The sequence below is a fragment of the Bradyrhizobium paxllaeri genome, from assembly GCF_001693515.2.
Lineage (GTDB): Bacteria > Pseudomonadota > Alphaproteobacteria > Rhizobiales > Xanthobacteraceae > Bradyrhizobium > Bradyrhizobium paxllaeri.
The window spans coordinates 2,761,681-2,779,578 of sequence record NZ_CP042968.1; the positions used below are offsets into that span (position 1 = coordinate 2,761,681).

The 17,898-nt window shown below is 61.9% G+C and carries 16 protein-coding genes; 6 read left to right on the forward strand and 10 right to left on the reverse strand.

What is annotated here, in order from left to right; genetic code table 11:
* Positions 1 to 127 precede the first annotated feature (127 nt).
* Positions 128 to 1,243, forward strand: coding sequence for an alanine dehydrogenase (ald, locus tag LMTR21_RS12960; protein ID WP_065749957.1), 1,116 nt, complete (start codon positions 128 to 130; stop codon positions 1,241 to 1,243).
* Positions 1,244 to 1,285: 42 nt separating this feature from the next.
* Here ald and LMTR21_RS12965 read toward each other — a convergent pair whose 3' ends face one another.
* Positions 1,286 to 2,197: a LysR substrate-binding domain-containing protein gene (locus LMTR21_RS12965; protein ID WP_065749958.1), complete on the reverse strand. Its 912-nt coding sequence runs from the start codon at positions 2,195 to 2,197 to the stop codon at positions 1,286 to 1,288.
* Between the two features lie 212 nt (positions 2,198 to 2,409).
* On the opposite strand from LMTR21_RS12965, the gene dctA reads away from it, so the two are divergent.
* The 3 genes from dctA to LMTR21_RS12980 all read left to right on the forward strand — a co-directional run bounded on the left by dctA (position 2,410) and on the right by LMTR21_RS12980 (position 5,256).
* Positions 2,410 to 3,744: a C4-dicarboxylate transporter DctA gene (gene dctA, locus LMTR21_RS12970; protein WP_065750352.1), complete on the forward strand. Its 1,335-nt coding sequence runs from the start codon at positions 2,410 to 2,412 to the stop codon at positions 3,742 to 3,744.
* An 84-nt stretch (positions 3,745 to 3,828) separates the two neighbouring features.
* Positions 3,829 to 4,365 (forward strand): ureidoglycolate lyase, encoded by a 537-nt coding sequence (locus tag LMTR21_RS12975; protein WP_065749959.1) that lies wholly within the window; start codon positions 3,829 to 3,831, stop codon positions 4,363 to 4,365.
* A gap of 45 nt (positions 4,366 to 4,410) precedes the next feature.
* Complete coding sequence (locus tag LMTR21_RS12980; RefSeq protein ID WP_065749960.1) at positions 4,411 to 5,256, forward strand: bifunctional allantoicase/(S)-ureidoglycine aminohydrolase; 846 nt, start codon at positions 4,411 to 4,413, stop codon at positions 5,254 to 5,256.
* A gap of 94 nt (positions 5,257 to 5,350) precedes the next feature.
* Here the strand turns inward: LMTR21_RS12980 and LMTR21_RS12985 are convergent, their stop codons facing one another.
* The 3 genes from LMTR21_RS12985 to LMTR21_RS12995 are packed head-to-tail and all read right to left on the reverse strand — an operon-like array spanning position 5,351 to position 8,443.
* On the reverse strand, positions 5,351 to 5,614 hold the full coding sequence (locus LMTR21_RS12985) for a hypothetical protein (protein WP_065749961.1): 264 nt from the start codon (positions 5,612 to 5,614) through the stop codon (positions 5,351 to 5,353).
* A gap of 55 nt (positions 5,615 to 5,669) precedes the next feature.
* Positions 5,670 to 7,988 (reverse strand): xanthine dehydrogenase family protein molybdopterin-binding subunit, encoded by a 2,319-nt coding sequence (locus LMTR21_RS12990; RefSeq protein ID WP_065749962.1) that lies wholly within the window; start codon positions 7,986 to 7,988, stop codon positions 5,670 to 5,672.
* Positions 7,989 to 7,990: 2 nt separating this feature from the next.
* Positions 7,991 to 8,443, reverse strand: coding sequence for a (2Fe-2S)-binding protein (locus LMTR21_RS12995; protein ID WP_065749963.1), 453 nt, complete (start codon positions 8,441 to 8,443; stop codon positions 7,991 to 7,993).
* A 682-nt stretch (positions 8,444 to 9,125) separates the two neighbouring features.
* On the opposite strand from LMTR21_RS12995, the gene LMTR21_RS13000 reads away from it, so the two are divergent.
* Together LMTR21_RS13000 and LMTR21_RS13005 are read left to right on the forward strand one after the other, a co-directional pair.
* Positions 9,126 to 9,713, forward strand: coding sequence for a QcrA and Rieske domain-containing protein (locus LMTR21_RS13000; protein WP_187399350.1), 588 nt, complete (start codon positions 9,126 to 9,128; stop codon positions 9,711 to 9,713).
* Between the two features lie 73 nt (positions 9,714 to 9,786).
* A complete protein-coding gene (locus tag LMTR21_RS13005) occupies positions 9,787 to 11,508 on the forward strand; it encodes a methanol/ethanol family PQQ-dependent dehydrogenase (protein ID WP_065749964.1) in 1,722 nt (573 codons plus the stop codon).
* Positions 11,509 to 11,596: 88 nt separating this feature from the next.
* Here the strand turns inward: LMTR21_RS13005 and LMTR21_RS13010 are convergent, their stop codons facing one another.
* The 6 genes from LMTR21_RS13010 to LMTR21_RS13035 all read right to left on the reverse strand — a co-directional run bounded on the left by LMTR21_RS13010 (position 11,597) and on the right by LMTR21_RS13035 (position 17,840).
* Positions 11,597 to 12,880 carry a cystathionine gamma-synthase family protein gene (locus LMTR21_RS13010; protein ID WP_065749965.1) on the reverse strand — a complete coding sequence of 428 codons (1,284 nt, stop codon included), beginning with the start codon at positions 12,878 to 12,880 and terminating at the stop codon, positions 11,597 to 11,599.
* Positions 12,881 to 13,058: 178 nt separating this feature from the next.
* Positions 13,059 to 13,844 (reverse strand): ABC transporter ATP-binding protein, encoded by a 786-nt coding sequence (locus tag LMTR21_RS13015; RefSeq protein WP_065749966.1) that lies wholly within the window; start codon positions 13,842 to 13,844, stop codon positions 13,059 to 13,061.
* A complete protein-coding gene (locus tag LMTR21_RS13020; protein WP_141688053.1) occupies positions 13,841 to 14,614 on the reverse strand; it encodes an ABC transporter permease in 774 nt (257 codons plus the stop codon). The genes LMTR21_RS13015 and LMTR21_RS13020 overlap by 4 nt, the downstream gene beginning before the upstream one ends.
* A gap of 80 nt (positions 14,615 to 14,694) precedes the next feature.
* On the reverse strand, positions 14,695 to 15,639 hold the full coding sequence (locus tag LMTR21_RS13025) for an ABC transporter substrate-binding protein (RefSeq protein ID WP_065749968.1): 945 nt from the start codon (positions 15,637 to 15,639) through the stop codon (positions 14,695 to 14,697).
* Positions 15,640 to 15,741: 102 nt separating this feature from the next.
* Entirely contained in the window at positions 15,742 to 16,485 is a 744-nt protein-coding gene (hutC, locus tag LMTR21_RS13030; RefSeq protein ID WP_065749969.1) for a histidine utilization transcriptional repressor HutC, read from the reverse strand.
* Complete coding sequence (locus LMTR21_RS13035) at positions 16,482 to 17,840, reverse strand: formimidoylglutamate deiminase (RefSeq protein ID WP_065749970.1); 1,359 nt, start codon at positions 17,838 to 17,840, stop codon at positions 16,482 to 16,484. The genes hutC and LMTR21_RS13035 overlap by 4 nt, the downstream gene beginning before the upstream one ends.
* Positions 17,841 to 17,898 lie beyond the last annotated feature (58 nt).

The following is a 17,898-nucleotide window of genomic DNA, read 5'->3' on the forward strand; positions in this document are numbered from 1 at the left end:
GTTATTATCTAGGCGCAGAATATCTGCGTAGATCGTTCGCGGCAAGCCGCTATTCGCAGAGAACCGTTGTCCCTTCAGAGGTAGTTTTCTTGTATCGGACAGCAGCTTCCAATGCAGGAGCAAGGCGATGCGGGTCGGTGTGCCCAGGGAAATCAAGGTTGAGGAATATCGTGTCGGTCTGACGCCGGCGTCGGTCCGGGAATATGTGGCGCAAGGACACGACGTGATCGTCGAGCAGGGTGCCGGGCTCGGCATTGGCGCCGGCGACGATATTTACCGTTCGGCCGGTGCTGCGATCGTGGACACGGCAGCCGAGATATTCGCGACCACCGACATGGTGGTCAAGGTCAAGGAACCGCAGCCGACGGAATGGCGCCAGCTTCGCGAGAACCAGATCCTCTTCACCTATCTGCACCTTGCGCCTGATACCGCGCAGACCAAGGGGCTTCTCGCGTCCGGCTGCACCGCGATCGCCTACGAGACGGTAACGGACGCAAATGGCGGGCTCCCGTTGCTGGCGCCGATGAGCGAGGTGGCGGGACGGCTGGCGATCGAGGCGGCCGGCGCCGCCTTGCGAAAATCGGCTGATGGGATGGGCAAGCTGATCGGCGGCGTGCCCGGCGTCGCACCGAGCAGGATCGCGGTGATCGGCGGCGGCGTGGTCGGTACGCATGCCGCGCGGATGGCCGCAGGTCTCGGTGCCGATATCGTCATCCTTGACCGCTCGCTGCCGCGGCTTCGCGTCCTTGACGAGATGTTCCTCGGTCGCGTTCGCACGCGCTATGCGACGCAGGATGCGATCGAGGAGGAGGCCATCGGCGCCGACGTCGTCATTGGCGCGGTACTGGTGCCGGGCGCCAGCGCGCCGAAACTCGTCTCCCGTGCGCATCTCGCCCGCATGAAGCGCCGCGCCGTGCTGGTCGATGTCGCGATCGACCAAGGGGGCTGCTTCGAGACGTCGCGGCCGACGACCCATCAGGCGCCGACCTATCTGGTCGACGAGATCGTGCATTATTGCGTCGCCAACATGCCCGGCGCCGTGCCTGTCACGTCGAGCCACGCGCTCAACAATGCCACGCTGCCGTTCGGCCTTGCGCTGGCCGGGAAGGGCATCCGCGCGCTGATCGAGGATCCGCATCTGCGCGCCGGGCTCAACGTGCATCGCGGGCAGATCGCCAACCGTGCGGTCGCCGACAGCCAGAATTTACCCGCGGCGGCGCCCGAGAAAATTCTCGCGGCGTGAAGCCCGCCGGCTGACAGGCGAGGTCTCCCGCCGGGCCGACCATCAGCTTCTGGCCGGGTGGCCGGAATTCCGTTTCTGGCCAAGAAAACGACGGGCCAGCTTGATGAAGTTGTGGACGACCATCGACGTCTCGTCTTTTCTGAACACGAGAAAGACATCGGCGGAGGGCGGTGAAGGCCTGATCGGCCGGAATACGATTTCGTCGGTCGTGAAGCGGGCAATTGATTGTGGGACGAGGGCTACGCCGAAGCCTGCGGCGATCAAACTGGGGACCGACTGTGCATCGATGACTTGCTGGGAAACCCGCGGCAGGAAGCCGGCGTCGACACAGCATTTCTGGATGTAGCGCGCAAACTGAGAGCTTTCGGGCTGCAGGACAATCTGATCCTCCGACGCAAGGTCGCCGAGGGCGATGCGCTTGCGTCGCGCCAGCGGATGCGCCTTCTGCATCGCAACCACGACCTCTTCCGACCACGCAAGCTCGCTGTGGAGTTGATGCTCGGTCGGGATGCTGCGATTCAGGCTGATGTTTGTCGTGCGATTGAGGAGAGCCGCAATCTGCAGGGCCGGCGCTTGTTCATGCACTGTCATCCTTACCGCAGGCGCATCCTTTCGATACGCCGCGAGCAGGTCGGCCAGGCGTCCGCGCAGGATGGAGCCGGTTGCTCCGATGTCGAGAGTCCCAACCAGGCCGGCGCCGATTGAATGGACCTCGTCCTCGGCCAGTTTGATCTGCTGTTGAATGGCGCGCGCCCGCGCCAGGAGCGCTTCTCCCGCCTGGGTCAGTTCGACCCTGCGACTGGTTCGGTAGAGGAGCTGCGTCCCCAACGCCGCTTCGAGCGACTGGATGTGCTGGCTGAGGGGCGGCTGCGAAAGATTCAATCGTCGCGCCGCGGCAGTGAAGCTGCGTTCCTCGGCCACCGCGATGAAGTACCGGAGCTGGCGGAGATCCATAGGGTTTTCCTCTTGATCGTGTCGTTCTATATATTGGACACCCTGTGCGGCATGGTCAACGAATGCCTTGGTGCGCGGCCGGGACGGAAGTCCGGCGGGCAATCATTTGTTTCGAAGCGACGTCAGCGTCGCTGCCAAGAGCAAAAGTGGCGCCCGGCCGCAGGTCGACGAAGCCATATCAAATGGAAACACCGACCGAGCGAGGGAACGCCGTGCCAAGGTTATTCAAGTCACTCTTCTTCCAGGTCATCGTGGCGCTGGCGCTGGGTATTGCGCTTGGCGTGTCTCACCCGGATGCCGCTCTTCAGATGAAACCGCTGGGCGACGGCTTCATCAAGCTCATCAAGATGCTGGTTCCGGTGATCGTGTTTTGCGTTGTCGTGCACGGGATCGCCGCCGCAGGGGACCTGTCGAAGGTTGGGCGAGTCGGGGTGCGCGCGCTGATTTACTTCGAGGTCATCACGACGATTGCGTTGGTGCTCGGCATTGCGCTCGCCTATTACTTCCAGCCCGGTGCCGGAATGAATATCGATCCGAGGACGCTGGACGCAAAAGCGTTGAGCGGCTTCAGCCAGACGGCGGCCCAGGTCGCCGGCGGCGGTGTCTCGGAATTCCTCATGAAGCTCATTCCCTCGACGGTGGTCGGGGCCTTCACGACCGGCGACATCCTGCAGGTGCTGATCGTCTCGATCATGTTCGGCTGTGCTGCCTCACTGTGCGGCGAGCGGGCCAAGCCGGTGGCGGATTTCATCGGACGCGTGAGTGACATCGTCTTCAAGATGATGAATTTCGTCGTCAGGTTGGCGCCGCTCGGTGTGTTCGGGGCGATCGCGTTTACGGTCGGCAAGTACGGCATCGGTTCGCTCAAGCAACTCGGCGGGCTCGTCGCCCTGTTCTATGTGGCCGTGGTCGTTTTTGTCGTCGTCGTGCTGGGCGCGGTCATGCGCGTTTCCGGCTTCAGCCTGTTCAAGTTGCTCCGTTACTTGCGCGAGGAACTGACGATCGTCCTCGGCACGGCGGCCGGAGACAGCGTGCTGCCGCAGACCATGCGCAAGCTCGAGCTTCTCGGCATCAAGCCGTCGACCGTCGGACTGGTAATCCCAACGGGCTATTCATTCAATCTGGATGCCTTCTCGATCTACCTGACGCTGGCCGCGGTGTTCATTGCCCAGGCGACCAATACGCCGCTGGCCACGGGTGATCTTCTGGCAATTCTCGGCGTTGCCCTCCTGACTTCGAAGGGTGCTCACGGCGTTCCCGGCTCGGCCATCGTCGTGCTTGCGGCCACCCTCGCGGCCATCCCGACCATTCCGGCCATCGGATTGGTGTTGATCCTGTCGGTGGACTGGTTCATTGGCATTGCGCGCGCGCTGGGCAACTATATCGGGAACTGCGTCGCCACGGTCGCCGTGGCCTCTTGGGAAGGCGATATCGATCGGGAGAAGGCGCATCGGGTCCTGAACGGGCAGGTTGATCCCGTGAGTGTGGAAGCAGAGATCGATCCGGCGGAGCTGGACACAACGGGAGCGCAGCCTCAGGCGATCTGATATCAGGCGCTAGGCGTCCGGTATTGGCTAGACGCGGCCGATCTGGACATCTTGCCATGCTAAAATTTGATCGGAGTTTGAACGATGCTGGTGCTTTCGGTTGCACCTTTGACAAAGGCGGGGTTCGCGCCTTTCGGCGAGGTCGTCGAGACGGAAGATGTGACGCCGAAACTGATCAACGAAGGATTTGCCAGACGCTATGACGACCTGGCGAAGATTGACGTCGCCTCGGCAGGCGGAGAGGTCAATGTCAGTCTGTTCATCGGCACGGTGAGACCGGCGCCGATTGTCATCAAGATGATGGAGCGCCATCCGCTCGGAAGCCAGCTTTTCGTCCCGCTGAACGAAATGCCCTGGCTGGTGGTCGTTTGCGTAGATCCGGATATCCCGGCGAGCTACCGGGCGTTTGCTGCGTCGGGACGGCAGGGCGTGAACTATGCGAAAAACTGCTGGCATCATCCGCTGCTTGTAACTGCAGATGCTGGTCCGTTCGTTGTGGTCGATCGAAAGGGCGCGGGCAGCAACCTCGAAGAAAAGTGGCTTGAAGAACCAAACTGGCTACAGATCGCGTTCGATGGTGCTGCTGCAACGCATCCGGACATCACGGCACAGCCGGGCTAGTCATTCGACGAACATCCGCAAGAACCGTCTTTAAGAGGCCAGGAAATGCCTTCTCGAACCTATCACGTCCCAACCGGCGGGCATCCAGCCCAGACGGAGCTTCTGACCGGCCGCGCGGTTTTTACGGACGCCTATGCGGTGATACCCAAGGGCGTCATACGTGACATTGTTACAAGCTATCTTCCGCACTGGAACGATGCGCGCGTTTGGGTGCTGGCCCGACCGCTATCCGGTTTCGCCGAAACGTTTTCCCATTACCTTGTCGACGTGGCGCCGGGCGGCGGAAGCGAATCGCCGGAGCCCGATACGGAAGCGCAGGGGGTGCTGTTCGTGGTTGGCGGCAAGTTGGCCTTGAGGCTCAACGGGACGGAACATTTGTTGCGGTCCGGCGGCTTTGCGTATCTTCCGCCTGGGTGCCGCTGGAGCGTGCAGAACCGAAGTCCCGAAGCGGTGCAGTTTCATTGGATCCGGAAGCTGTATCAGCGCGTGTCTGGGATCGCGACGCCGGAACCCATTGTGACAAACGAAGATTCCATCACGCCAACACCAATGCCTCATACGGATGGAAGGTGGGCCACGACACGCTTCGTCGATCCATCGGACATCCGGCACGACATGCACATCACCATCGTCACTTTCGAGCCGGGTGCGTCGATTCCGTTCGCGGAGACCCATGTCATGGAGCACGGTCTTTATGTTCTTGAGGGCAAGGCCGTCTACCGGCTCAATCAGGACTGGGTCGAGGTCGAGGCCGGGGACTATATGTGGCTCCGCGCCTTTTGCCCGCAGGCGTGTTACGCCGGTGGGCCCGGATGGTTCCGTTACCTGCTCTACAAGGACGTGAACCGGCATATGGACCTCCGAGCCCTGAGGCCGGTGGCAGCTTCTTAAATCGGGCTTGTCGGATGACCTGACGATTCAGTGTCGGCGATGACAGACGTTGCGAGAGGGACGACCACATCTAACAGGCCGAGCCGGAACTGCGCTACTTGCCCTTGGTATCGACCTTGTGCTTTTCGTCCTCGTTCATTTTCTTCACCACGGGATCGCGGCTGGCTTCGCCGGTGGTCTGCGTCGTCGTGGCCGGCGGGCTTTCGTTTGGCAGCGAGCTCTGCCCCGGCGATGTCGTCGCGGGCCGCGTGGCGGTCGCGCTCGGCGGCGACGTTGTTTGAGCGGTCGCCGCCTGAGCATTCAATAGAAGCGCGCCCGACAGTAGCGATACCGCGAGCGCCGTTGAGTTGGGTTTCATCGGCCTGAACTCCTCTCAGACCAAGGAAAACGGCCCGTTCGATCTAACGTTCCTCTCACGCCTCCAATTGCTTGCCGATCGGCAGCGCGCGGATGCGCTTGCCGGTCGCGGCGAAGATCGCGTTGATCAGCGCCGGTGCAACGGGCGGCAGCCCTGGCTCGCCAACGCCGCTGGGCGGCGTGTCGGGACCGGCAGGCGCGATATAGACGTTGGTCACAGCAGGGGCTTCGTCCATCCGGATCACGGGGAAATCGTCGAAATTGCCCTGTTGCACCTTGCCGTCCTTGAAAGTGATCTCGCCATACTTGGCGAAGCTCATACCCATGATTACAGCGCCTTCCATCTGCGCCTGGATTCGCTCCGGATTGACGTGGGTTCCGCAATCGATCGCGGTATCCACCCGGGGTACGGTAAGCTTGCCCTTGTCGTCGAAAGCTACCTCGACAATGGTCGCGATGTAGCTGACGAAGCTCCGGTGCGCGGCAATGCCGAGCCCGTGGCCCTTGGGCACGGACCGTCCCCAACCGCCCTTGTCCGCGACCAGCTCGACGACCTTGCGAAGGCGCGCGGTATCGATTGGATAGCTGTCATAGGGTTCACCATAGTTCCAGAGGTCCTTCACGGAATCTAGCTTGAGGATCCGGGGAGAGCCGATCAGCTCCAGCAGCATGGTCTTTTGATCGCGGTTGGTGGCATGAGCGAGTTCGCCTACCATCGATTGCACCGCAAACGCGCGCGGGATATTCGACACCGAGCGGAACCAGCCGATGCGGGTCCGCGCGGCCGCTTCCGGATTCTCGCACTGGATGTTGGCGATCTCGAAGGGCATGTCGACAAGCCCCATGCCAAGCTCAAACGGCGCCTGATGCACCGCATTGGCCGCAAAGGTCGAGGCAATGGTCGGCGCGACGCTGCGATGCCGCCATGCCGTCACCTTCCCGCTTTTGTCGAGGCCGGCCTCGATGCGCTCCACCGAGACGGTGTGCAGGAAGCAGTTGCGAATGTCGTCTTCTCGCGTCCATTGCACCTTTACAGGAGCGCCGAGCTCCTTTGAAAGCAGTGCCGCCTCGAGGGCGAAATCGCACTTCGACTTGCGCCCGAACCCGCCGCCGAGCAGGGTGACGTTGACGGTGACGTTCTCCTGGGGAATGCCCAGCGTTTTGGCTACGTCTTCGCGCGTTCCGCCCGCGCTTTGCACCGGTGCCCAGATCTCCGCCTTGTCGCCCTTGACGTCCGCGACCGCGACCGGCGGTTCCATACTGGCATGGGCATGATGCGGCACGTAGTACTCACCAACGATCACCTTGTCGGCGCCCTTCAAGGCGGCATCCACGTCGCCCTCCTTGCGTACCACAAGGCCGGGTTTCCGTGCGGCTTGCTCCAGTTCGGCGCGGTAGGCGACCGACTCGTATTTGCCGTTGGCGCCATCGTCCCAGACGACCTTCAACGCGTTGCGGCCCTTGATGGCCGCGCCGGTGTTGCGCGCGATCACAGCGATCCCGCCGAGCGGCTGGAATTTTGAAGGCCACGGCCAGCCCTTGACTTCCATAACCTTCTCGACGCCGGAAACCTTCATCGCTTCCGCCCCATCGAACGACGCGACCTTGCCGCCGGTGACCGGCGGCCGGGCAATGACGGCATATTTCATGCCGGGCAGGCGGACGTCGGCGCCGTAGCGCGCGGCGCCCACCGTGATATCGCGACCGTCGACGATGCCGATCGTGCCCTTGCCGAGATAACGGAAGTCCTTCGGGTCCTTGAGCCTCAAGCCTTCGACACTCGGCACCGACTCCCTGGCGGCATCTGCTGCCAGCTCGCCGAAGCCGATGCGGCGTCCGCTTGCATTGTGAACGACCTCGTGATTGATCGCCTTCACTTCGGTCGCTGGCACGCCCCAACGTTTCGCCGCTGCGGCCTCGAGCATCGTGCGGGCCGAAGCGCCGATCTGGCGCATCGGCATCAGATAGTGCCGCGTGCTGCGCGATCCGTCGGTATCCTGGTTGCCAAACTTGACCTCGTCGCCAGGCGCCTGCTGGACGCGAACGCGCGACCAGTCGGCCTCCATCTCTTCGGCGACGATCAGTGGCAGGCTGGTGCGGACACCCGTTCCCATCTCGGCGCGGTGCGCGACGATCGTCACTGTTCCGTCGGATGCGATAGAAACGAAAACGCGCGGGTTCACCACGGTACCGTGCGGCATCTTGTCCGCGCCGGTCTGGTACGCTGCAAAGCCGGGGCGTGACATCACGGGAGCGGCAAGCACAAAACCGCCGGCCAGCCCGAGGCCTTTCAAGATACTGCGGCGTGAAACGTTGTCGACCTTGATGTGCCGTTCGAAGCCACGGAGCTTGTTGGGATTGGTAAGGATATTCATGGTCACACCCCCGTCGATGCGAGATGCACGGCCTTCGCGATGCGTTGATAAGTGCCGCAGCGGCAGATATTGCCTGCCATCGCTTCGCGTATCTGCTCGGGATTGGGCTTTGGATTTTCCATCAGCAGCGCGGCCGCCTGCATGATCTGGCCGACCTGGCAGAAGCCGCATTGCGGAACATTGAGCTGGCGCCAGGCCTTCTGAACCGCGTGATCGCCAGTCGGATGAAGGCCTTCGATCGTCGTGACCTCCCGGTCGACCACGTCGGAGACCGACGTGATGCAGGAGCGTACTGCCTGCTTGTCGACGATCACGGTACAGGCGCCGCAAAGCGCTTGGCCGCAGCCATATTTCGTACCCGTCAGTCCGATTTCATCGCGGAGGAACCAGAGCAGCGGAAGATCGGGATCGCCATCCCAGTTCTTTTGCTGGCCGTTAATCTTCAACGTAATCATGATCGATCCTCGCTCTTCGTAAGCTGCTGATGGTTGCTCCGGCGTGAACGACAACACACCTGCTGACCGCTCGACGCCGCTGCTTCGAAATTCCTTGCTGTCTGGCTGGGATTTCTGTGAGCCATCCTCCTGATCGTTATTATTGGCTGTTGTTCAGTAGGCCGCGCTTTTCGATCACTACCACAAGGCGTCTACATTTTGCTTCCGCATGTTTGGCGAAAGCGGGGCGTTGCCAAAAGAATTGAATTTGGTAAGCGACGCTGACGCAGTGAGAGCGGGCACGCGCAATTCGCGTCAAACTTGAACGTTTCCGTCGGGACAAAATGGAAGATCGTCTCTTCAAGGGTCGTGCAGTAGCATGGACTTGTATCGCGTGCGCACCGGACACCGGCGTGGCGCCGCTCGCGTGCCCGTAACGCACTGCACATCACCAAAGGCTGGGCTGTTCTGCGAAATATGCATGAGACGTCGAGCTGCAATGACGACGTTCAAGAAAATGCGAGGACGCTTACTGTTACGGGCACTTGTTGCAATCGTTGACGCTCCACGAACGAAAAGATTGCTCAAGACACAATTTTTCCGTCGCCATTTTTTTGACCGACTCTCTCCTTCAGGTTGAGTGATGTGCAAATCCGATCAGGCAACGTCGATCACAAGCACTGACACGGAGCTCGCGACGGCGATGTGTCAGGATCCAACGCGGCGAGCGCTCATCCTGACAGCCCTTGCCACGGGTGCCTGCCTGGCGTCGGCAAGGCCTTCCATTGCTGAAGAGGATTTGCCTGGAAGCAGCGAGCGGCCTCAGAAGGGCGACGTTCTGGTTTTCGCCGAAGGGGATCGTGCGGGCGAGGTAATCAAGCCGCAGGATCTGCAGGCTGGCGGACCGCCGGTGCGGGCCTGGCCAAAAGATCCCAAGACATCGGTAGTGCGCAAGGGCTCGCGCCTCAACGAGATACTCGTCGTAAAACTGGAACCGGCTGAGCTGGATGAAGAAACGCGCTCACGCGCCGCCGGCGGTGTCGTGGCGTATTCGGCTATCTGCGTCCACACCGGTTGTCCGATCACTGCATGGGTGAAGGCGGCAGGCGGCGACAAGGACGTGTTCAAATGCGTTTGCCATAATTCGGAATATGACCCCAGGCAGAGCGCGCAGGTCGTGTTTGGACCGGCGCCGCGGCGCCTGCCGGCGCTTCCGTTGGCGACGGACGACGGTTCGCTGACGGTGGCTGCGGCATTCATTGGAAAGGTAGGCGCGCAGCAGGCCAGGTGACGGTGGGCGGCCGTCTCGATTCACGACGAGAAAAACAGAATTCGTGAGATGGAAACAAAGGGGAGGTTGCGCTATGGCCTTGAAGCAATGGCTTTTGTCCGGTTTGCTCGCGTCTACATGCCTCGTTTCGGTCGCTGCCGCCGGCCCGATCGAGAACTACAGCCCGGTAACCACTGAACGACTCAAGAATCCCGAGCCCGGCAACTGGATGCATTACCGTCGGACCTATGACGGGCAGGGTTACAGTACACTCGACCAGATCAACACCTCGAACGTGAAAAACCTGGTGCCGGTGTGGACGTTCTCGACCGGTGTAGTCGAAGGACACCAGGCGCCGCCGATCATCAACAATGGCGTGATGTTCGTCTCAACGCCCGAGGGGCAGGTGATCGCGCTCAACGCCAAGACCGGCGATGAGTACTGGCGATACAAGCGCCAGCTACCCGAAGATCTCTTCCAGTTGCATCCCACCAACCGCGGCGTCGGGCTGTGGGAGGACAAGCTTTATCTCGCCACGACGGACGACCATCTGGTCGCGCTCGATGCCAAGACCGGCAAAGTGGTCTGGGACACCAAGGTTCAGGACTACAAAAAGGGGCAGTATTTGACCCTGATGCCGCTGGTCGTGGACGGCAAGGTGATTGTCGGCGGTTCCGGCGGCGAATTCGGTATCCGCGGTTATATCGTTGCCTACGATGCCAACACGGGCAAGGAACTGTGGCGAACCTTCACCATTCCCGGCCCGGGCGAGCCCGGCCATGACACGTGGAGCGGCGACGACTGGAAAACCGGAGGTGCGCCTGCCTGGATGACAGGCACCTACGACGTGGATACCAGAACGGTCTATTGGGGCACCGGCAATGCCGCTCCGTGGCCGGGCGAGACCCATCCCGGCGACAATCTCTACTCGACATCGGTGCTCGCGCTCGATCCCGACAGCGGCAAGATGAAATCATATTTCCAGTACCATCAAAACGATTCCTGGGACTGGGACGAGGTGGACGCCCCCATGCTGATCGACCTGCAAAGGGACGGCCGCACCATCAAAAGCCTGGTTCATCCCGGCCGCAACGCGATCTTCTGGGTGCTCGAGCGCAAGCCGGAGGGCATCAAATACGTCGCCGGCTGGCCTTTCGTTTATACCAACGTCTGGAAGAGCATCGATCCCAACGGCAAGCCGATTGCCGATCCGGCCCACAAGCCGGGAATCGGCAAGCGCGTTGAATTCTGTCCATCATTGTGGGGCGGCAAGGATTGGCCGTCGGCGGCCTATAGTCAGAAAACCGGATTGGTCTACGTTCCCGCCAACGAGAATTTCTGCGGCGGCTTTACCGGCGAGAAAGTGCCGCTCGTTGCCGGCAAGCTTTGGCTCGGGACCAAGCCCGAAGATATCGGCTTGACGCCCCGTCCGGGCGCTACCCACTTTGGCGAACTGCAGGCGTGGGATCCGGCCACGGGCAAGAAGGTCTGGTCGCATAATTTTCCGAAGTCACAACTGTTCGGTTCGGTGACCGCTACCGCAGGCGACCTCATCTTTGTCGGCGGCACCAATGACCGGATGTTCCGTGCCTTCCATGCCAAGACCGGTGAGTTGCTTTGGGAGCAAAAGACCAATTCCGGGATCGTGGGCATGCCGATCGCCTATGAGGTGGACGGCACGCAGTATATCGCTGTCCAGTCGGGCTGGGGCGTCGACGCGCAGCGCATCCAGGACGCATTGGTGGGCAAGGTTCCCGGCCTGGAGAACAACGTGCCGCAAGGCGGCGTCGTCTGGGTGTTCGCCGTTAAGAAGTGACGGCGAGCGGTCGCGTCGGACGTCTGGCTGCTGCGGCGGCAGTGGCGAGGCGCTGGCGCGATCCAGCTCTCTCACGCGTGGCGTACGGTTATGCCTCGTTCAAGGCCTGAGCGAGGTCCGCGATCAGGTCGGACGGGTGCTCGATGCCGATCGACAGCCGGATCGTGCAGTCGAGAACGCCGATTTTCTGGCGGATGTCGGCGGGAACACCGGAGTGGGTCATGCTTGCGGGCAGGCTGGCAAGCGATTCAGTGCCGCCCAGGCTCACCGCGAGCTTGAATATCTGCAACGCGTTGAGGAACTTTGAAGCGGCGGCCTGGCCGCCGACGATGTCGAACGAGAATGTGGAGCCTGCGCCGCTGCATTGGCGCGCGAACAGGCGGCCGGCCACGGAGTCCGGCTCGTGATGAGCAAGGTAATGAACCTTCGCCACCTTGTTGTGGTCGCGCAGGTAATCGGCCACGAGCTGCGCGTTTCGGTCTGCTTTCTCCATGCGCAGGCTCAGCGTCTCGAGCGATCGGCCGATCATCCAGCAGGAGTGCGGATCGAGCTGGGTGCCGATCGCGCTTCGCAGTGCCTTGATATCCTTCATGATGGCTTTTGAGCCGATCGCCGCGCCCGCGATCAGGTCGGAATGGCCGCCGACATATTTGGTCAGCGAGTACACCGAAAGATCAGCGCCGTGTTCGATCGGCCGCTGAAACACCGGCCCGAGCAGCGTATTGTCGCACGCGATGATCGGCGTGTGCCGTTGGGTCTGCCCGATCATGTCGGCGACGCGGCGGATCATCGCGATATCGACCAGTCCATTGGTGGGGTTTGCCGGCGTTTCGATGAAAATCATCGCAACCCGGCCTTTCTGCATGGTGTCCTCCGCCGCCGCTCTGACCGCAGTTTCGTCGAGGCCGTCGGCAAAGCCCACGGCGCCGATCGAGAGGTTTGCAAGCGTCTTCGCAAACAGGGTCTCTGTTCCGCCATACAGCGGCTGAGAATGCAGAATGACGTCACCGGGCCGGACGAATGCGAGGATGGTGGTCGAAATCGCGGCCATGCCCGAAGAGAACAGCGCGCAATTTTCCGCGCGTTCGTAGACAGCGAGCCTGTCCTCGACGATCTCGCTGTTGGGGTGATTAAAGCGCGAGTAAACCAGACCCGCACCCATTCCCTCCGGAGGCTCGCGCCGGCCCGAGACGAAATCGAAGAAATCCTGTCCGTCTTCGGCGGTCCTGAAGACGAAGGTCGAGGTCAGGAAGACCGGTGGCTTGACGGCGCCTTCCGAGAGTTGCGGGTCGTAGCCGTAATTCAGCATCAGCGTTTCCGGATGCAGCATGTGGTTGCCGATGTGGGTTTTCGACGGAAACGGTTTCACCATGGCTGTCTCCCTGTCGGGATGCGGAGCGTCGCACTGCGTTGGAGGTTCGCAATGGCGAGGCGGTCAGGAGTGTTGGATGCGACGGCATCCAACGAGTCCAGTGCAAGCAGGGATCAGCGTAGCAAAATCCGGGACTGATTTCACCGCGTCCGGGGGCGTATTTCACAGCGCGCGATGGTCAGGCGTGAGCCGCAACCTTCAAGGCCTCGGCGCGGATCTCTTCGACGAGCCGTTCCTTCAGTCTGACGAACTCAGGCGCGGTTTTGATCTTGTAGGATCGCGGGTGCGGCAGATCGACCGCGATCTCGGCCTTGATGCGGCCGGGGCGGGCGCTCATGACGATGACGCGGCTGCCGAGGAAGATCGCTTCCTCGATATCATGCGTGACGAACAGCACGGTCTTCTGGTCGCGTTCCCAGATGCCGAGCAGCATTTCCTGCATCAGCACGCGGGTTTGATTATCCAGCGCGCCGAACGGTTCGTCGAGCAACAGGATTTTGGGATCGTTGGCCAGAGCTCGTGCGATCGCCGTGCGTTGCTGCATGCCGCCGGAGAGTTGCTTCGGCCAATGATTTTCGAAGCCCGACAGGCCGACGCGCTGGATGAAACCGTCGGCGATTTTTTCGCGGTCCGCTTCCGAAACCCCGCGCTCGCGCAGGCCGAACGCGATGTTCTCTCGCACGGTCAGCCATGGAAACAGCGTGTAGGACTGAAACACCATGCCGCGATCCGCGCCGGGGCCCGTGACCTCTTGCCCGTCCAGAATGACGCGGCCGCTGGTCGGCCGGTCGAGCCCGGCGATGATGCGCAGCAGCGTTGATTTTCCGCAGCCCGACGGGCCGAGGATGGTAACGAAGTCATTGTTGCCGACGTTGAGGTCGATCGGTTCCAGGGCGCGCGTCGGTGCATGGCCCTGGCGTGCGGGGAAGGTGCGGGCGACTTGATCGATTTTGAGCTCGGTCATGCCAGCTTCCACGGGAATAGCCAGGCGTTGAAAGCCTTGAACAGAAAGTCCGATACCAGGCCGATCAGCCCGATGACGATGATGCCGAAAATGATCTGGCCGGTGTTGAGCAGGGCCTGGCTGTCGGTGATCATGTGGCCGATGCCCGAGGATGATCCGATCAGCTCGGCGACGATGACATAGGTCCACGCCCAGCCGAGAACGAGCCGAAGGATTTCCGCGACTTCGGGGGCGGAGGAAGGCAACAGCACCCGGTTGATGATGCCGCGGTCGCTGGCGCCGAGCGTGTAGGCGGCTTCGACAAGGTCGCGCCTGGTGTTTCCGACCGTGACGGTGACCATCAGGATGATCTGGAACACCGAGCCGATGAATATGACCAGCAGCTTCTGCAGTTCGCCGATGCCCGCCCACAGGATCAGCAGCGGGATGAAGGCCGAGGCGGGCAAATAGCGGGCAAACGAGACGAACGGCTCCAGAAAGGCTTCGATCGGCTTGTAGGCACCCATCAACACGCCGAGTGGCACGGCGATGATGGCCGCCAGCACGAAGCCGCCGACGACCCGCCAGATGGTCATGCCGATGTCGAACAGGAAGCCGTGCTTTGTCAGTAGCTCCCAACCCTCCTGCAACATGGTCAGCGGGTTGGCGAGGAAGGTCTTGGAGACGTAGCCGCCGAAGGTTGCCCACGCCCACACGGCGACGAAAAGCACGAAGAACGCAAGGCCATAGGTCGCGCGCTGCCTCGATGTCACGGGATCCAGGGGACGTATCACAGGATATCCTAAAAACGGTGTGCTGATATCGCTGGTCCCGCTCCCGTGACCGAAGGCGGGACCGGCGCAAACCAAAACTACTTGATGAAGCTCGTATCAACGAGATCGTCGATTTTCGGAATCGATTTGATGATGCCGATCTCCAGTAACAGGTCCGCGGCCTCCTTGGTAAAGGCCTGCCACTCGCCTGCGAAGAATTTCTGGTTCGCAGCCTTGTCCTGCCAGCGCAGATACTTTGCCGAGTTGCCGAACTGTTCGCCGGACTGCTTCACATCGGAGCCCATGATTTCGTAAGACTTGGCCTGGTCCTTCTCGATCATGGCGACAGCCTCGAAATAGCTGTCGGCCAGCGCCTTCGCGGCTTTCGGATTCTCGGTCAGAAATTTCGGCGTGCAGCCGAATGTGTCCATGATCATCGGGTAGTCGAGCGTGGTCGCGATGATCTTGCCCTTGTCGGGCGCGGCGCGCACCGTCGACAAATAAGGCTCATAGGTCATGGCTGCATCGTTCTGGCCGGACACGAATGCCTGCGCCGCTGCGGCTGGCTCCAGATTTACCACCGTGACGTCCTTGACCGTAAGGCCGTTCTTCTTGAGCATCCAGGCCAGGGTGAAGTAGGGAGCGGTGCCGGGCGCGGACGCGGCGACCGTCTTGCCTTTCAGATCCTTGATCGCCGCGACATCGTTCCGCGTTACCATGCCGTCGGCGCCGTAGCTCTTGTCGAGCTGGAAGATCTGCTTGGTCGCAACGCCATTGGCATTCCAGGAAATCCAGGTCTCGACCGTGGTCGCCGCGCACTGGATGTCGCCTGAAGCGATGGCGAGATGGCGGTCCTTCTGCGGGATCTTCTTGATCGTCACATCGAGGCCGTTCTTCTTGAAGATGCCGGCCTGGTTTGCGAGCGTGAGTGGCGCAAACCCGGTCCATCCGGAAATGCCGATGCCGACCTTTACGTCCTGAGCGGCGGCCGGTGCGGTTACTAAGAGAGCGGCGGCTGCCGCCAAAAATCCAAAACTACGCATGGCTGTATCCCTTTTGCTGGTTCATGGATTGTGTCTTGGTCAGTTCACGTTCATCGAAACTGTTGCATAGCTTGTGCCAGATCTTGCGCGCATTGTTATCCCTCAGCCGCCTTTGAAGCGGGCAACCAGTTTATGAGACTCGCCCGGATAGAGCAGGCGCACGGCCGTTAGCGGCCGGGAGCTGCGCCAGGTGTGCCGGTCGATCACGAGGCAGGGCGCCCCGATGGCGATATCGAGCGCCGCCGCGGCCTGTTCGTCAGCCACGATGGCGCTGATCGAATGCTCGGCTTCCGTCCATGGCACATGGTGAAGCAGCCATGTGCCGGGTGGCTCGGTCGCAAAATCCGCCGTGGCCGCTTCGGGCACTGCGTCGAGATCGATCAGCCTGTCCTCGATGGCGAACGGCACGTCGTCTGCGCTGTGACGGCACGCAATCGCGATCACCTTGCCGGTTTTCCTTGCCCCAAGGCGGTCGCGGTCGGCGGCGTTTGCGGCGCGCCGCGAGCACTGGATCAGCTCATAGCCGTAACTGCGGCCGAGCGCGCCGATCTCCGCGCGAATGTCGGCGATCTTGAGCACCGCCGACAGAAATGTGGGACGGCGGACAAAGCTGCCCGCCTTGCGCCGCCGCTCGATAAGATCGGCCTGCGCCAGCTCCGACAGCGCCTTGCTCACCGTCATGCGCGAGCAGCCATAGAGCGACATCAGTTCGTGCTCGAACGGGATGCGATGACCGGGCGGCCATTCTCCGGTCAGGATGCGGCGCTCGATGTCGATCCGGATCTGCTTGTACAGCGTCGGCTTGTCGGCCGACTGGGGTTTGCCGCGATCGGTGGCGAGGCTCATGCCACAAGCCTCCGCACCGCTGCATTGAACGTGTCCCGCGCCTTCTGACGCAGCATATGCCGTCCATTCTCGACGACTTTGGCGCCGCCGGCCCAGACCGTGTCGACGGCGCCTGCGCTCGTCGCAAAAATCCAGCCGTCGAGGGCGGCGTCGCCGCGGCGTCCAGCGAGCGAGGGATGGGTGGTGTCGAGGGTCACGATGTCGGCGCGCGCACCTGCCTGAAGTCCGGCGGTTGGCTGTGCGAGCGCCTGGGCTCCGCCGGAGCGCGCGGCTTCGAACAGCGCGCGGCCGGTCGACAGGCCGGGACCGCCTGACAGCACATTGCGCTCGCGGTGTTTCAGGCGCTGGCCATATTCGAGCCGACGCAGTTCGTCGGTCACGCCGACCAGCACGTTGGAGTCCGTGCCGATACCGAACCGTCCGCCGGCGTCAAGGAATTCGCGGGCTGGAAAAATACCGTCGCCAAGGCTCGCTTCGGTGACCGGGCAGAGCCCGGCGACCACGCCGCTTCTAGCAAGCGCGGCGGTTTCCGCCTCTGTCATATGGGTCGCATGGATGAGGCACCAGCGCCGATCGACGGGGGCATGCTCAAGCAGCCACTCAACTGGCCGTCGGCCCGACCAGGCGATGCAGTCCTCGACCTCTTTTGTCTGTTCGGCGGCATGGATATGCACCGGTCCGCCTTCGGCCAGCGGCGCGATGGCTGCCAATTCGTCAGGCGTCACGGCGCGCAGGCTGTGTGGCGCGATGCCGATATTGACTCCGGGCAACGCGCGGACGGCTGACCGTGTCGCGTCAATCAGCCTGGCGAACTGGTCGACCGAGCAGATGAACCGGCGCTGGCCGGCATGCGGGGCCGCGCCACCAAACGAGCCATGCGCGTAGAAACTCGGCAGCAGCGTCAGCCCGATACCGGCGATTTCGGCGGCCCGCGCAATTCGCGTCGCCATCTCGGCGAGGTTGGCGTATGGCGCGCCATCGTGGTCGTGGTGGAGATAGTGGAACTCGCCGACGCGCGTAAAACCTTGCTCGAGCATCTCGACATAGAGCAGCGTCGCAACGGCTTCGGTGTCTTCCGGCGTCATTTCGCGCGCGAAGCGATACATTGTCTCGCGCCATGTCCAGAACGTATCCGCGGAAGCGCCGCGCGTTTCGGCGAGCCCCGCCATGCCGCGCTGAAATGCGTGGCTGTGCAGGCTCGCGATGCCGGGAATGGCGAGCCTGTAGCGTTCGTCGTGCGGGCCCGGCGGAACGCCGGCCGTAACCTTCGTGATGGTCTGATCCGTCACCTCCATTTGCACGTCATCGGCCCACCCCGAGGGGAGCAGCGCTGATGCGAAATGCAGTGTCGACATGTTTCGAAACCGGCTGGACAGAACGACCACACGATTTTATGTATAGACATATCGATAC